This window comes from Klebsiella ornithinolytica NBRC 105727 = ATCC 31898, assembly GCF_001598295.1.
Lineage (GTDB): Bacteria > Pseudomonadota > Gammaproteobacteria > Enterobacterales > Enterobacteriaceae > Klebsiella > Klebsiella ornithinolytica.
In genome coordinates this window covers 440,556-455,523 of the sequence record NZ_BCYR01000003.1, presented here as the reverse complement: position 1 = coordinate 455,523, position 14,968 = coordinate 440,556, and the positions used below count along the sequence as shown (strand labels likewise).

14 protein-coding genes and 1 pseudogene are annotated in these 14,968 nt (G+C 56.7%); 5 read left to right on the top strand and 10 right to left on the bottom strand.

Features of this window, described 5'->3' with window-relative positions; translation table 11 throughout:
* Window positions 1-248: 248 nt before the first annotated feature.
* On the bottom strand, window positions 249-1,349 hold the full coding sequence (locus ROR01S_RS09645) for a tyrosine-type recombinase/integrase (RefSeq protein WP_064359384.1): 1,101 nt from the start codon (window positions 1,347-1,349) through the stop codon (window positions 249-251).
* Window positions 1,350-1,515: 166 nt separating this feature from the next.
* Between ROR01S_RS09645 and ROR01S_RS09640 the strand changes: the two are divergent.
* Window positions 1,516-3,021, top strand: a pseudogene (locus ROR01S_RS09640) (ABC transporter substrate-binding protein); the annotation flags it as partial.
* Between the two features lie 134 nt (window positions 3,022-3,155).
* Window positions 3,156-3,824 carry a DUF3313 domain-containing protein gene (locus tag ROR01S_RS09635; protein WP_064357102.1) on the top strand — a complete coding sequence of 223 codons (669 nt, stop codon included), beginning with the start codon at window positions 3,156-3,158 and terminating at the stop codon, window positions 3,822-3,824.
* Between the two features lie 60 nt (window positions 3,825-3,884).
* Here the strand turns inward: ROR01S_RS09635 and ROR01S_RS09630 are convergent, their stop codons facing one another.
* The gene (locus ROR01S_RS09630) at window positions 3,885-4,781 is read right to left on the bottom strand and encodes a DMT family transporter (RefSeq protein ID WP_004861483.1); all 897 of its coding nucleotides are present in this window, start codon (window positions 4,779-4,781) and stop codon (window positions 3,885-3,887) included.
* Between the two features lie 183 nt (window positions 4,782-4,964).
* Here ROR01S_RS09630 and ROR01S_RS09625 point away from each other — a divergent pair, with 183 nt between their 5' ends.
* Window positions 4,965-5,831, top strand: coding sequence for an AraC family transcriptional regulator (locus ROR01S_RS09625; protein WP_015584429.1), 867 nt, complete (start codon window positions 4,965-4,967; stop codon window positions 5,829-5,831).
* Here the strand turns inward: ROR01S_RS09625 and ROR01S_RS09620 are convergent.
* Window positions 5,811-7,019: a benzoate/H(+) symporter BenE family transporter gene (locus tag ROR01S_RS09620; RefSeq protein ID WP_303745251.1), complete on the bottom strand. Its 1,209-nt coding sequence runs from the start codon at window positions 7,017-7,019 to the stop codon at window positions 5,811-5,813. The two genes, ROR01S_RS09625 and ROR01S_RS09620, sit on opposite strands and share 21 nt — an antisense overlap.
* Before the next feature lie 148 nt (window positions 7,020-7,167).
* On the opposite strand from ROR01S_RS09620, the gene ROR01S_RS09615 reads away from it, so the two are divergent.
* Window positions 7,168-7,716: a helix-turn-helix domain-containing protein gene (locus ROR01S_RS09615; RefSeq protein ID WP_004861492.1), complete on the top strand. Its 549-nt coding sequence runs from the start codon at window positions 7,168-7,170 to the stop codon at window positions 7,714-7,716.
* A 232-nt stretch (window positions 7,717-7,948) separates the two neighbouring features.
* Window positions 7,949-9,913, top strand: a complete 1,965-nt coding sequence (locus tag ROR01S_RS09610; RefSeq protein ID WP_064359382.1) for a peptidase U32 family protein — start codon at window positions 7,949-7,951, stop codon at window positions 9,911-9,913.
* A 13-nt stretch (window positions 9,914-9,926) separates the two neighbouring features.
* On the opposite strand, the gene ROR01S_RS09605 is transcribed toward ROR01S_RS09610, so the two are convergent.
* The 7 genes from ROR01S_RS09605 to ROR01S_RS09580 form a co-directional block, all read right to left on the bottom strand.
* Window positions 9,927-10,160 (bottom strand): DUF2554 family protein, encoded by a 234-nt coding sequence (locus ROR01S_RS09605; RefSeq protein ID WP_004861498.1) that lies wholly within the window; start codon window positions 10,158-10,160, stop codon window positions 9,927-9,929.
* 155 nt (window positions 10,161-10,315) lie between these two features.
* Window positions 10,316-10,594: a hypothetical protein gene (locus tag ROR01S_RS09600; RefSeq protein ID WP_004861500.1), complete on the bottom strand. Its 279-nt coding sequence runs from the start codon at window positions 10,592-10,594 to the stop codon at window positions 10,316-10,318.
* A 100-nt stretch (window positions 10,595-10,694) separates the two neighbouring features.
* Entirely contained in the window at window positions 10,695-10,820 is a 126-nt protein-coding gene (locus ROR01S_RS25995) for a DUF2474 domain-containing protein (protein WP_004861503.1), read from the bottom strand.
* Window positions 10,820-11,830 carry a cytochrome d ubiquinol oxidase subunit II gene (cydB, locus tag ROR01S_RS09595; RefSeq protein WP_064359381.1) on the bottom strand — a complete coding sequence of 337 codons (1,011 nt, stop codon included), beginning with the start codon at window positions 11,828-11,830 and terminating at the stop codon, window positions 10,820-10,822. Before cydB ends, ROR01S_RS25995 begins: the two co-directional genes overlap by 1 nt.
* Complete coding sequence (locus ROR01S_RS09590) at window positions 11,830-13,227, bottom strand: cytochrome ubiquinol oxidase subunit I (protein ID WP_015584425.1); 1,398 nt, start codon at window positions 13,225-13,227, stop codon at window positions 11,830-11,832. The genes cydB and ROR01S_RS09590 overlap by 1 nt, the downstream gene beginning before the upstream one ends.
* A 245-nt stretch (window positions 13,228-13,472) precedes the next feature.
* On the bottom strand, window positions 13,473-14,639 hold the full coding sequence (locus ROR01S_RS09585; protein WP_064359380.1) for an iron-containing alcohol dehydrogenase: 1,167 nt from the start codon (window positions 14,637-14,639) through the stop codon (window positions 13,473-13,475).
* Between the two features lie 9 nt (window positions 14,640-14,648).
* Entirely contained in the window at window positions 14,649-14,963 is a 315-nt protein-coding gene (locus ROR01S_RS09580) for a putative quinol monooxygenase (RefSeq protein ID WP_004861516.1), read from the bottom strand.
* Window positions 14,964-14,968 lie beyond the last annotated feature (5 nt).

Sequence of the window (14,968 nt, the reverse complement as noted above, 5' to 3'; positions counted from 1 at the left end):
TCTTCGCACACGCCTATCTTCCAAGAAGACGCCCAAAGCTTCCAGATATTTCTGGTCTGAGCAGTTAAAACATTGTGTCTGTGGCCTATGTGCTCGGAGGGGGTGAAGACGATTTATAAAGATTTCCCGGATAGCATACTGCATGAGGCTGGGTGAGGATTTGATGTAAAAACCCACCCGGCAGCCGTATACAAGACCTGCCGAGTAGGGTAACTGCAGGTGTTCATGCCGTACAGTCGGCGATGATTTTACTTATTAACTTTGTCTTTCTGCAACTTATCGAACTTATCATGCAGAGTTTTAGGAAATAACTCAGTGTAAACCTGCCATAAAATATTCAGTGAACGGTGGCCCGTGACCTGCGCAACCTCTTCAATACTGAACCCCGCTTCAAACAGACGACTTGCCCCCTCGCGGCGTAGGTCGTGATATCTCAGATCTTCAATGCCCAGCTCATCACGAACGCGCCGAAACATGTCAGTAATAGTTTTTTCGTTATAGGGGAATATTCTTTCATCATTTTTCGGCTGACGCTGCAAAATGGTCCAGGCATCCCCCAGTAACGGAACTGACATATGATTTCCTTCCTTTTTACGCGGATCCTTCCTGTCACGAACAATAACCGCCCGCTGACTCTCGCTTACGTCAGACCACTTGATGCGGCAAACCTCGCCAATACGCATACAGGTCAGGATTGAAAACATAAAGATTTTGTCAAAGGGGGCGCCAGAAAAAGTCCGTAAGGCCTTCCTCTCTAATGCCTCCAATATTCGGTTAATCTCTTCGGAGGTCGGGCGCCGGCTACGCTTTTGCGATGCGGAGATCAGCCCCATATTCCGCAGCCATTTTTTTGCATCAGCAAGCGGGGCTGGGTCGACCCTTATACTGAAAAGAGGCGCTGCTGATTCCAGGGCAACGCCAAGCTCAGTGATATCCTTTGAAATCGTTGATGGTGAGATCCCTTGTGCCTTCCTCATCTGGCAATGTGAAATGAAATCTGAAGGCTTAAGCTCGGCGAGTTTGACATCCGCGATAGGGGATCGTCCGAGGACGGCAATAGCGCTTTTTTTCGAGCGGCCAACCTTGATGTTGGGGTGCTGCTCGTACTTCTGAAGTAAATCTCCGACGGTCAGGATGGACGCTGGCGCGACTTCCTGCGCTTTATCAGGTATGCCATGCTCCTCGATATAGGCCACTCGTTTAGCACCCCACGATTTGGCGAGGGTGTTTTTTGAGAACGTTTGATTCTCCCTATGGACGTATTTCCCGTTCTTTTTCACTCCGACAGTGCAACGGTAGCGGGCCGTTCCGTCGCTACGGAGCCGTTTCTCTATGGTGAAGAACGCCATGTTTTCTCACTCCCTTGTTTTTATGGGGTGCTGTGTGGGGTGCTGATAATAATAAAACGGCAAAAAATAGGCAAAAACAATCCATAATTGTACTGTATGAAAAATAAGTAAAATTACATATTTAATTGAATGTATTGAATTTTAATTTTATGGGCGTTTTTTAGTATCCGAAGGATCGCCGGAGAATTTCAATCCTCAGCTCTACACCTCAGGCACCAGCGTGGACGCCAGCGCGGTACCTGTTTATAACCGGCTGGTTGATTTTAAGGTGGGCACCACCGAATTGCAGCCGAGTCTCGCGGAAAGCTGGGAGGTGAGCGATGACGGAAAAGTGTATACCTTCCATTTACGCAAAGGGGTGAAGTTTCAAAGTAATAAATATTTCACCCCCACCCGCGACTTTAATGCCGATGATGTGATTTTCTCCTTCATGCGGCAAAAAGATCCGCAGCATCCTTATCACAACGTCTCCGGCGGCAGCTACTCTAACTTTGAAAGCCTGGAGTTTGGCCAGTTAATTACCGCTATTGATAAGCCTGATGAGTATACGGTGCGCTTTACTTTGGCCCGCGCCGAAGCGCCGTTTGTGGCAGACCTGGCGTGGTATTTCGCCTCTGTTTTATCGGCGGAATATGCGGATGCGATGCTGAAGGCCGGTACCCCGCAGCGCGTCGATTCCGATCCGCTTGGCACCGGTCCCTTTAAGCTGGCGCAGTATCAGAAAGATTCGCGTATTCTTTATACCGCCTTCCCGGACTACTGGCAGGGGAAAGCAAAAATCGACCGTCTGGTTTTTAGCATTACCCCGGATGCTTCGGTGCGCTATGCCAAACTGGAAAAGAATGAATGCCAGGTGATGCCATTCCCTAATCCGGCCGATTTACCGAGGATGAAGGAAAATAAAAACATTCAATTACTGAATAAGGCCGGATTGAACACCGGGTTCCTTGCTTTTAATACGCAAAAACCCCCGCTGGACAATGTCAAAGTACGTCAGGCCCTGGCGATGGCGATTAATAAACCGGCGATTATTGAAGCGGTGTTCCACGGTACCGGTACGCAGGCGAAAAACCTGCTGCCGCCGGGCGTCTGGAGCGCGGACGCGGAGCTGAAAGATTATGACTTTGACCCGCAAAAAGCCAAAGCGCTGCTGCAGGAGGCGGGCATTAGCGGTCCGCTAACGATCGATCTGTGGGCGATGCCGGTGCAGCGTCCTTATAACCCTAACGCCAAACGGATGGCCGAGATGATTCAGGCCGACTGGGCCAAAATCGGCGTGCAGACTAAAATCACCACCTATGAATGGGGTGAATATCTGAAGCGGGTAAAAGATGGCGAACATCAGGCGGCGCTGATGGGCTGGACCACGGCGACCGGCGATCCCGACAACTTCTTCGGGCCGCTATTTACCTGTCAGTCGGCCAACGGCGGTTCGAACTCGGCGAAATGGTGCTATCAGCCGTTTGATAAAATTATTGCCGAGGCAAAATCGATTACCGATCGTCCAAAACGCGAAGCGCTGTATAAACAGGCGCAGCAGATGATGCATGACCAAATGCCGGCGGTGATGATTGCCCACTCGACTATTTTTGAACCGGTGCGTAAAGACGTTTCTGACTATGAAATTGATCCTTTTGGCAAGCATATTTTCTATCAGGTCGATATAAAATAAACAGCAAATGTAAATCCGCCCTTCGTGGCGGATTTATTTTCTCAAAGGTTTGACGTTCCCTTTTTTTGTCACAAAACTTATCCTGGTATTTTGCTATAAATCGCGCCGACAACTGCATTTACAGGGATTCACTCATGCGTACTCATTTCATTTTTAAAGTGGCAGCACTTGCTGGTCTGTTGGCTCTTACGGGCTGCGCCTCAAAAATTGCCGCGCCGGAAAAATATTCTGGTTTCTTAAAAGACTATTCAAACTTAAAAGAAACGACGTCAGCGTCTGGTAAAGCAGAACTGCGCTGGATCTCTGCGGATTACAATCCGCAAAACTACGACAGTATTGTCTATAACCCGATCACCTATTATCCGGTGCCTAAACCGTCTACTCAGGTCGGGGAAAAGGCGCTGCGCGATATTCTTAATTACACCAACCAGCAGATGAAACAGGCGATTGCCGAGCGTAAACCGCTGGTGGCGAAACCCGGACCGCGCAGTCTGATTTTCCGCGGCGCCATCACCGGCGTGGATTCCAGCAAAGAAGGCCTGCAGTTCTATGAAGTGGTTCCGGTCGCCATGGTGGTGGCAGGTACAGAGATGGCAACCGGGCATCGTACAATGGATACCAACCTCTACTTCGAAGGTGAACTGATTGACCCGGCGACCAACAAACCGGTGGTCAAAGTCGTGCGCAAAGGCGAGGGGAAATCACTGGCTAACGAAAGTACGCCGATGACCATTGATACTCTGAAGCAGGTGATTGATGACATGGCGATCGATGCCGTAAAATTTGACCCGACGCAGAAATAAGCCCGCAACAACGAAAGGCGCCCTTCGGGAGGGCACCTTTTTTATGCCGACAGGCAGAGATTAAGCCAGTCTGCGGCGCAGGAACCACTGCTCGGGACGGGCAAACATCACCAGGTTCCCCACCAGAATCAGCGCCAGCCCGATAACCGCGTTACTGTGCCAGACGTAGCCTTCGTAAAAGGTCGAAATCGTCAGGGCCACCAGCGGGAACAGCAGGGTACTGTAGGCGGCTTTGCCGGCGCCAATCCGGCCAACCAGCGTAAAGTAAGCGCCGAACGCAATCACCGATCCGAACAGCGCCAGGTACAGCAGCGCCCCCATATAGCTCAGCGTCCACTGGGGGGTGAAATCATCGCCGCGCACCAGAGCGATAGCCCCCATCACCAGAGTGCCGTAGAGCATCGCCCAGCTGTTGGTAGTCAGGGTTTCCAGCCCACGGCGCTGGTGGCGCATACTGAGCATGTTGCCGAGAGAAAAACCGTAGGTTCCCAGCGCGCTGAGACCAATTCCCCACAGCAAGGATGCGTTGAGCCCGTTACTGAGCAGATCGTCCCAGAACAGCGTGATAATCCCCACAAGGCCGAGCGCGGCGGCTAGCCAGAAACGCGCGGGCGGCTGCTGGCGGAAGAAAATAAACCCGTTGATGGCGTTAAACAGGACCGCCATGGAAAAAATAACCGATTCAAGACCGGTGTTGATGTGTGCGGCGGCGGTATAAAAGCACCAGAAGTTGAAACAGAAGACGCAGCAGCCCTGTAGTACACAGAACAGATGATCGCGCAGCGCCAGCGGGCGCAGACGACGGGTTGCCAGCAGAATCGCCAGCATCGTGACGCTGGCTACCGCAAACCGCCAGAAAATGGAGACCGGCGCGGAGACCGGCCCCTGTTGTAAAAAGATGGCAATCCATGTCGTTCCCCAGATAACGACCACCAGCCCGTACAGTATTGCGTTCAAAATATTTCTCCCATAAACACTCCAGGGAGGCAGTGTGGCGGTTTTTGCGCGCCGCCGCTGTCATCCTTGCGGGTTGGACTTGCAAATTCTTGCGCTTATTTTTATCGAATGGCTGGAGAGATCTGGTATCCGCTGCCGACTCTTCATAGACTAGAGGTTTACGAAATCAGATGTGTGAAGGCCATGGCTTACGGGACGTTCGAAACATTACGCCGACAAAAAGCCGTCCTGCGGGAGACGGTGGAGCTTAACTCCGGTATTCAACTGGCGGCGTGGTATAACAATCGCGATACGGTTACGGTGCGCAGCGACCATCATACGCTGAGCCTGTACGTTGCCGATGGTTACGAAAGTTATCAGAAAACGCCGCAGGGCTGGAAAAACGGCGGCGGCCCGGATCGTTTTTGCCTGATGCCAAAAGGAGCCGAGAGCACCTGGGATATTCGCGGCGACCTCTCGTTCGTGCATCTGTACTGTACCGATGACCATTTGCGTCGGGTTGGCGAGCAGATCTGGGACCGCAGCCCGGCGTCGTTCAGTCTGCAGGAACAGACCTTTTCCCGGGATGATAAAATTACCGCCGTCTATCGCCAGTTTCTTCTCGATTACGACTGGCAGCAGCAGGCCAACCAGCTGACCTTAAGCTCCGCCAGCACGCTGCTGCTGACCCATCTTATTCAGCACTATTCGAACGTTCAGTGGCGGTTGCCCACGGTCTCCGGCGGCCTGGCGCCGCACGTCCTGCGTAATCTGCTGGCGTGGGTTGAGGAGAATCTGGATCAGCCGCTGACGCTGGCCGATCTGGCGCAGGAGGCGGCGCTCAGCGAATATCACTTCGCGCGGATGTTCCGGCAGTCAATGAACATGGCGCCGCACCAGTATGTGATGCAGCGGCGGATGGTTAAGGCGCAGGAGCTCATCTGCCGCAGCGCCCGGCCGTTGACCGATATCGCGATGGCCTGCGGTTTCAGCTCCGCCAGCCATTTCAGTAACCGGGTGAAAAGCGCCACCGGTCTGACGCCGTCGCAGTTACGTGCGGCGCAGCGCTGACAGCAGGGCGAAACTCGCGCCGCCGAGCGCCAGCCCCCAGAAGGCCGAGCCGATCCCCGCCAAAGTCACGCCGCTGGCGGTGACCAGAAACGTCACCCCCGCCGCATCGCGTTCATTCTCCTGATTCAGCGCCTGAAACAGACTCCCGCCAAGCGTCCCGAGCAGCGCCAGCCCGGCCAGCATCTGAATCCACGCCGTCGGCAGGGCAGACATCAACGAGGTAATCGAACCGCCGAACAGGCCGGCCAGCAGATAAAAACAGCCCGCGGCGGCGGCGGCCAGCCAGCGTCGCTGCGGATCGGGATGGGCCTCCGGACTTTGGCAGATGGCGGCGGTAATGGCGGCAATACAGATGGAGTAGACGCCAAAAGGCGACAGGATCAGCGCCAGGCCGGCGGTGGCGACAATCAGCGGCGACACGGGTACCCGATAGCCGGAAGCCTGCATCGTGGCGAAACCGGGGGCGTTTTGCGAAGCCATGGTGACCAGGAAGAACGGCACCCCGACGCTGAGGAGCAGCGAAGGGGTAAACTGCGGCGCGGTATATTCCGGGGCGACAAAAGCGAGGCTGATGTGGCTCCCGGTGACGTCGCCGGAGAACACGGCGATAACGCCGCCGACCAGCAGCGCCGCGACCACCGCAAAGCGCGGGTACAGCGCTTTACACAGCAGCCAGGCTGCCAGCATGCCGCCACACAGCAGAAGATGGTCTTCAAGGGTGGCGAAGGCCTGCAGACCGAAGCGCAGTAAAATCCCTGCCAGCATGGCGGCGGCGAGCGAGTGGGGGATAATTTTCATCAGCCGGGCAAAAAGGCCGGTCAGCCCGCATAGCACCATCAGGCCATTCGCAAAGATAAACACGCCGACCGCCTGGTTCAACGTCACCCCCTGTAATCCGCTGACCAGTAGCGCCGCGCCGGGGGTTGACCAGGCGGTGAGGATCGGCACTTTGCGCCATAGCGTGAGGGCCAGCGTACTGACCCCCATCCCGAGGCCGAGGGCCGTCATCCAGCCAGCGATCTGACTCGCGCTGGCCCCTGCGCTGGCGGCGGCCTGCCAGATAATGGCGGCCGAGCTGGCGTAGCCCACCAGGACGGCGATAAACCCGGCGAGTAGCGTCGGCAGCGGGAGTGAGAACGAGCGCATAGTGACCTCTTGTGCGTTATAACATCCGGCAAAATGTAGCATTGTGCGCTATAACGCACAATGATCTTTTCCCTCTTTTCATGCCGTCGTCATCGCCGTCGCGGACGCGCCAGGCGCGTTTCCCGACGAAACTTCCTGTAGAATCATACCAATGCGCGTATAATTTCTGCTGAGCATATCAGGAGGTGGAATGAATATTGCGCAACATCTGGCGACGACCCTGAAAACGCTGCGTCAACAGCGGGGCTGGAGTCTGTCGCGACTGGCGGAAGAGACCGGGGTGTCAAAAGCGATGCTCGGGCAGGTTGAGCGAAATGAATCCAGCCCGACGGTAGCGACCTTGTGGAAAATCGCCACCGGTCTGAACGTGCCGTTCTCGGCGTTTATCGTGGCCGATGAATCGACGGCGCCGACCGCCTTTGACCCGCAGCAGCAGGCGATGGTGGTGACACCCCTTTTCCCGTGGGACCCGGAGCTGCGTTTTGACCACTTCTCGATTACGCTCGCCCCCGGGGCGCTCAGCGAATCCACGCCGCACGAGAAAGGGGTAATTGAACATGTGGTGGTGATCGGCGGCGTGCTGGATTTGTGTCTGCAGGGGGAGTGGCAGACGCTAACGAGCGGAGAAGGGCGGCGGTTTGCCGGCGATCTGGCGCATGCTTATCGTAACAGCGGCGCGCAAACGGCCCATTTTCACTCGCTGATTCATTATCCCAAAGAAAAAGCCGCGGGTATTTAACCTGCGGCCAATCAAATGATTAATGTAACCACTCACAACGTGACGAGGAAAATCCGGAATACGTGATGACTGTAACCGTAGACGTTTTGCGAAGGAAATACCTTTTCCTTCAATGCTTTGCTGGAAACTGAAAATTCACCTTTTCCGCGTGATGGAAAATGATTTCGTCTCTGCCCACTTCTGACTACAATAGCCGCCATTTCGACCCCCTATAACGGATAACGACGAGCGTATGCGCCTGCACAACCATCATCTTGAACTTCTTAGCCCCGCCCGCGATGTCGGGATCGCCCGTGAAGCGATTTTACACGGCGCAGACGCGGTTTATATCGGCGGGCCGGGTTTCGGCGCACGCCACAACGCCAGCAACAGCCTCAGCGATATCGCCGGGCTGGTGCCTTTCGCCCATCGCTACGGCGCGAAAATCTTTGTGACGCTGAATACGATCCTGCACGATGATGAGCTGGAACCGGCGCAGCGACTGATTACCGACCTGTATGAAACCGGCGTTGATGCGCTGATCGTGCAGGATATGGGGGTGATGGAGCTGGATATTCCGCCTATTGAACTCCACGCCAGCACCCAGTGTGACATCCGCAGCGTCGAGAAGGCAAAATTCCTCTCCGACGTCGGTTTCAGCCAAATCGTGCTGGCGCGCGAGCTGAACCTGCAGCAGATTAAAGCGATTTACGACAACACCGACGCGACAATCGAGTTCTTTATTCACGGCGCTCTGTGCGTGGCCTATTCCGGGCAGTGCAATATCTCCCATGCCCAGACCGGGCGCAGCGCCAACCGCGGCGACTGCTCCCAGGCGTGCCGTTTACCGTATACCCTGAAAGATGATCAGGGTCGCGTGGTAGCCTATGAGAAACACCTCCTGTCGATGAAAGACAACGATCAGACCGCCAACCTGGCCCAGTTGATCGATGCCGGCGTGCGCTCCTTCAAAATTGAAGGGCGCTACAAAGATATGAGCTACGTGAAAAACATTACCGCGCACTATCGTCAGATGCTCGACGCGATTATTGAAGATCGCGGCGATCTGATGCGTTCGTCCGCCGGACGCACCGAACACTTTTTCGTTCCCTCCACCGACAAAACCTTCCATCGCGGCAGCACAGACTACTTTGTTAATGCGCGCAAAGGTGACATCGGCGCATTTGATTCGCCGAAATTTATCGGCCTGCCGGTGGGTGAAGTGCTGAAAGTGGCGAAAGACCACCTCGATGTTGAAGTGAGCGAAGCGCTGACCAACGGCGATGGCCTCAACGTGATGATTAAGCGCGAAATCGTCGGTTTCCGCGCCAACACGGTGGAAAAAACCGGCGAAAATCGCTATCGCGTCTGGCCGAACGAGATGCCGGCAGATCTGCATAAAGTCCGGCCGCGCCAGGTGCTGAACCGTAACCTCGACCATAACTGGCAGCAGGCTTTGCAAAAAACCTCCAGCGAGCGGCGAATTGCGGTGGATATCGACCTCAGCGGCTGGCAGGAGCAGCTGGTGCTGACGATGACCTGCGAAGATGGCGTCAGCGTCACCCACACCCTGGACGGCGAGTTTGCCGAAGCGACCCAGGCGGAGAAAGCGCTGGCGAACCTGCGGGACGGCGTGGCGAAGCTGGGACAGACGATCTATTTTGCCCGCGATGTGCAGATCAATCTCCCCGGCGCGCTGTTTGTGCCGAATAGCCTGCTGAACCAGCTGCGTCGGGAAACGGTAGAACGACTGGACGATGCGCGGGTGAAAGCCGCGCCGCGCGGCCAGCGCAAAGCGGTTTCCGTCCCGCCGCCGGTTTACCCGGAAACCCATCTGTCGTTCCTTGCCAACGTCTATAACCATAAGGCGCGTGCGTTTTACCAGCGCTATGGCGTGAAGCTGATCGATGCGGCCTATGAAGCGCATCAAGAGAAGGGCGACGTGCCGGTGATGATCACGAAACACTGTCTGCGTTTTGCCTTCAATTTATGCCCGAAGCAGGCCAAGGGATCGATTAAGAGCTGGAAAGCGACGCCAATGCAGCTCATTCACGGGGATGAAGTGCTGACGCTGAAATTCGACTGCCGTCCGTGCGAAATGCACGTTATCGGCAAAATGAAAAATCATATTTTGAAAATGCCGCTTCCGGGGAGCGTGGTTGCTTCGGTCAGCCCGGATGAGCTGTTGAAAACCCTGCCGAAGCGTAAAGGCGTCTGATCGACGGCAGACGCTACTGGCGGAAGTGCATTTTCGGTTTGCGCGCATTCTGCCAGTGGTGACGTTCGCGCAGATCGGCGGCGGCCTCGTCCCGCTGGCTGCGCAGTTCATCACTGTCGGCCTCGTGCAGCAGCTGCTGTTCGAGGCTTTGTACCGGGAAGTATTCATGTCCTTGTTTGCGGGCCAGCAGATGGCCGGAAAATAACGCACACATCAGCACGAATGCCGAAACGCATCTCCTGAGCATATCGATTTCCAGTGACAGACGAGTGGGGCTACTATGCTCTGAATTTCTTGAGCTTTATTATTGGGTTATCAAAGAAGAGCAAAGTCTGCGTCAGCCTTTCCTGACGAAAGGCGAAAAAAAGCCCGGCGCGATACACGCGTCGGGCCGAAGAGTGATTATTTTTTCGGCGGCAATGGATTGCCGTTGTGCTGGCCGTCTTTCGACGGCTGTTTGTTGCCCTGCGCGGACGGCTTGCCTTTCGGCGGCTGTTTGCCGTTATGCGATGCGCCCTGTGCTGGCCGTTTACCGCTGTGCTGCTGCCGGTTCTTATCGTGGCCGTTATGCTGCTGGCCTGCGACCGCTTTCCCCGGAGGCGGCGGGGGATTATCGGCGGCAAACGCCAGGGAAGAGAGCGCAAACGACATCGCTGCGGATAACAAGACACTCTTTTTCATTACTACATCCTATATTTTTTATGTGCCTTGAGATTTCAGCAAATAAAAATGGAGAGACAATGGAGTTCTTGCTAATCAGCGTAATCCGCAGCGCCGGGGATTAAACTTTCAGCCCGGCCGCGGTCATTAAAAAACGAAAGAGCATACTGACTGCCCCCAGCGCCAGCACGCTGGTGCCCCACAGCGCGACCATCCATAATAGTTGCTTCAGTCGTGACTGATTCATCAATGATACCCCTCGCCATGTTGGACTTTGCCGCGAAACACGTAATAGCTCCAGAAGGTATAGCCGAGGATCACCGGAATAATCAGCAGGGCGCCTACCAGCATGAAACCCTGGCTCTGCGGCGGCGCGGCGGCCTGCCACAGCGTAATGCCCGGCGGGATAATATGCGGCCAGATACTGATCCCCAGACCGCTGAAGCCGAGAAACACCAGCCCCAGCGTCAGAATAAAGGGCAGCGCATGGCGATCAGGGTTGCGCAGATCCCGCCACAGCCAGGCGCCGAGCGCCACAACCAGCAGGGGAACCGGCAGCAGGAAAAAGAGGTTCGGCAGCGTGAACCAACGGGCGGCAATGGCCGGCTGCGCCAGCGGTGTCCACAGGCTAATGACGGCGATGGCGATCAGCAGCGCCAGTAGCAGCGTTCGCGAGGTATGGCGCATTTTGTCCTGCAGCGGATTTTCGCTTCTCATGACCAGCCAGGTGGCGCCCAGCAGCGCATAGGCAATGGTCAATCCCAGACCGCAGAACAGGGTGAACGGCGTCAGCCAGTCGAGCATTCCGCCGCTGAACGCGCGACCGCTTACCGAAAAGCCATTGATGACCGCCCCGACAACCACGCCCTGAGAAAAGGTGGCCAGCAGCGAGCCGCCGAGAAATGCGCGATCCCAGAACGGGCGGTGTGACGGCGTTGCCTGGAAGCGAAACTCAAACGCCACGCCGCGAAAAATCAGGCCGATTAGCATTAACGTCAGCGGGATCGCCAGCGCATCGATAATCACCGCGTAGGCGAGGGGAAACGCGCCGAACAGCCCGGCGCCGCCAAGCACCAGCCAGGTTTCGTTGCCGTCCCAGACCGGCGCTACGCTGTTCACCATGACGTCGCGGTCTTCAGCATCGCGGGTGGCCGAGAACAAAATGCCGATCCCTAAATCGAAGCCATCCATCACGATGTACATCAGGGTGGCGAAGACGATAATGACGAACCAGATAACTGAAAGATCGATCCCCATTAGCGGGACTCCTTATGCTGAAAACCTTCCGTTGCCGCGGAGAGCGGGCGGGCCGGGGTACCGGAGAGCGGTGGATTGAAGGTCTGCGGGCCTTTGCGGATCAGGCGCAGCATATAGCTGTAGCCGACGCCAAATACCGAGCTATAGACGACGAAAAAGGTCAGCAGACTGAGAGTCATATGCAGGTCGCCATGGGCGGAGACGGCATCAGCAGTGCGCTGTACGCCATACACCACCCAGGGCTGACGGCCGACTTCGGTGGTGACCCAGCCTGCGAGAATGGCAATCAGCCCGGAAGGGCCCATCCACAGGGCAAAGCGCAGGAAGGGCTTCGACTGATACAGACGCTGGCGGTAGCGCAGCCACAGCGCCAGCGCCCCAAGCAGGATCATCAGCATGCCGAGTCCGGCCATCAGGCGAAATGACCAGAAGACAATGGTCGAGTTGGGGCGGTCTTGCGGCGCGAACTCTTTCAGGGCGGGCACCTGTTTGTCCAGACTATGCGTCAGGATCAGGCTACCGAGTGCCGGGATTTCAAGTCCGTAGCGGGTGCGCTCCTGCGCCATATCCGGCCAGCCGAACAGCAGCAGGGGCGTCGGTTCCCCCGGCCGGTTTTCCCAGTGTCCCTCGATGGCGGCAATTTTTGCCGGCTGATGTTTCAGGGTGTTCAGGCCGTGCATATCGCCAATCATCGCCTGGATGGGGGCAACGATAAGCGTCATCCACAGTGCCATTGAAAACATGGCGCGAATCGCCGGCGTGTTGTGACCGCGCAGCAGATGCCACGCTGCCGAGGCCCCGACGAACAGCGCGCTGCTGAGAAAAGCCGCCACCGTCATATGAAGCAGACGATACGGGAACGACGGGTTGAAGATAACCGCGAACCAGTCGACGGGAACCACCTGGCCGTTAACGATTTCGAACCCCTGCGGCGTCTGCATCCAGCTGTTGGAGGCGAGGATCCAGAAGGTCGAGATGATGGTCCCCAGCGCGACCATACAGGTGGCGAAAAAGTGCATGCCGGGACCGACGCGGTTCCAGCCAAAGAGCATGACCCCAAGGAACCCCGCCTCAAGGAAGAAGGCGGTCAGGACTTCATAAGTCAGCAGCGGGCCGGTAATACTGCCGGCAAACTCGGAAAAACCGCTCCAGTTTGTGCCGAACTGGTAGGCCATCACCAGACCGGAGACGACGCCCATGCCGAAGTTAACGGCGAAAATCTTTGACCAGAAGTGGTAAAGCGAGCGCCAGACAGGATTTTTTGTCTTCAGCCACAACCCTTCCAGTACCGCCAGATAGCTGGCCAGGCCGATGGTAATGGCAGGAAAGATAATGTGAAATGAGACGGTAAAGGCGAATTGAATTCGCGCCAGGTGGAATGCATCAAGACCGAACATGCAGAACTCCGCAAGAAAATTGATTCAGCGCAATTCTAGGCGGCGAGAGTTTCGGGTTGCAGAGGCAGAAAGGCTATTTTTTGTGATAACAGTTGCCTGACTGTTATGGCTTTTATCGCGGGAGCCAGCCTGTCGACGCGCTGATGATGATCCCCGAGCGGCTTGTTTCTGCGGCCGGTCGGCCCGCAGGCAGGAGATAAAAGCGCGCCGCGTTGCGCATGGGCAAATCCGCGGCGCGAAAAGCCTTAAAAGGCCTGTTGATAAAGCCGCAGCGCATCCTCCTCGTTGACCGTCACCGGGTTATTCACCAACAGCCGGGTTTGCTGCATGGCATCCCGGGCGAGCAGCGGCAGTTGAGCTTGATCTACCCCGACATCTCGCAAGCGCTGCGGTGCGCCGCTGGCAACGATAAGACGGGTCATTTCGGCGATGAATGCCGCGCTATCCCGTTGCACATCGCCGCAGGTCTGCAGCCCGATAGCCGCCGCAAGTTCTGCATACAGCGCCCCCGCCACGGGGGCATTGAAATGCAAAACGGGGATCAGCATCAGGGCGTTTGAGAGACCGTGGGGCACGTGATAGCGCCCGCCGAGTGGGTAAGCGAGCGCATGAACGGCCGCCACCGGCGCGTTGGCAAAGGCCTGACCGGCCAGCATCGCCCCGAGCAGCACTCCCTCGCGCGCCTCGCGATCTTGCCCGTGGCGACAGGCGTTGAGCAGATGACGAGTCATCAACCGCAGCGCTTCGCGGGCCAGCGCATCCGATAGCGGATTTTTTTGATGGGCGCTGGTGTAGGCTTCGATAGCATGGACCATGGCGTCAATTGCGGCAGCCGCGGTATGCACCGGAGGCAAACCGAGCGTCAGGTGGGCATCCAGCAGCACCACATCGCAATACAGCTGCGGGGCCACCACGCCCATTTTGCTGTTTTCACCGGTGGTGAGAATCGCGATGTTGGTTACTTCGGAGCCGGTTCCGGCGGTCGTCGGGATTTGCATCAGCGGCAGACGCGTCCCTTCGACCTTATCCATGCCGTACATCGCGTCGAGCGGCTGCTGCGACGGCGCGAGCACGGCGGCCATTTTCGCCACATCCAGCGAGGAGCCGCCGCCGATCCCAATGACCATATCGCAGCGTGCCTCACGGGCCTGTTCCGCCGCGCGCACGGCCAAATCGGCGGGCGGGTCGGCGACGACCCGGTCGAATCGGGTTAGCGTATAGCCGCTGCGGCACAAGGCGTCTTCCACCGGTGCCAGCACGCCGGCGCTCACCAGCCCGGGATCGGTGACCAGTAAGATTCGCCGGGCCTGAAAGTAGCGCCGGACGATATCGCCCAGCCGTGCCGCGCCTTGCCATTCGACGAGTACGGTCCCGACGGTGGTGAAGGTGAAGGCCTTTCCTGATGGGGGCATACTGACTCCTTATCTGTCGTTGTCCGTCTGCGGAATTAAAAAGCTCTGCACCTCTTTTTTATCCAGCAACGGGGCAATCACTTCGAGGCCCAGGTGCTGAAAATGCGGGGTTGCCCGGTGCGCATCGAGCCCACCTGCGTGACGATAGCGCTCGAGGATCACAAAGTGGCGACGATCTTCCAGGGACTGAAAGAAGGCATAGGAGAGATTGTCCGTCTCCTGACGGGTGGCTGCGGCGAGGGCGTGCAATGCGGTTGCCACGTTCTCAACCTCATCCGGACGCGTGTAGTAGTGGGCGATGACCTGTAGCTGCTGATTTCCCATAGAGA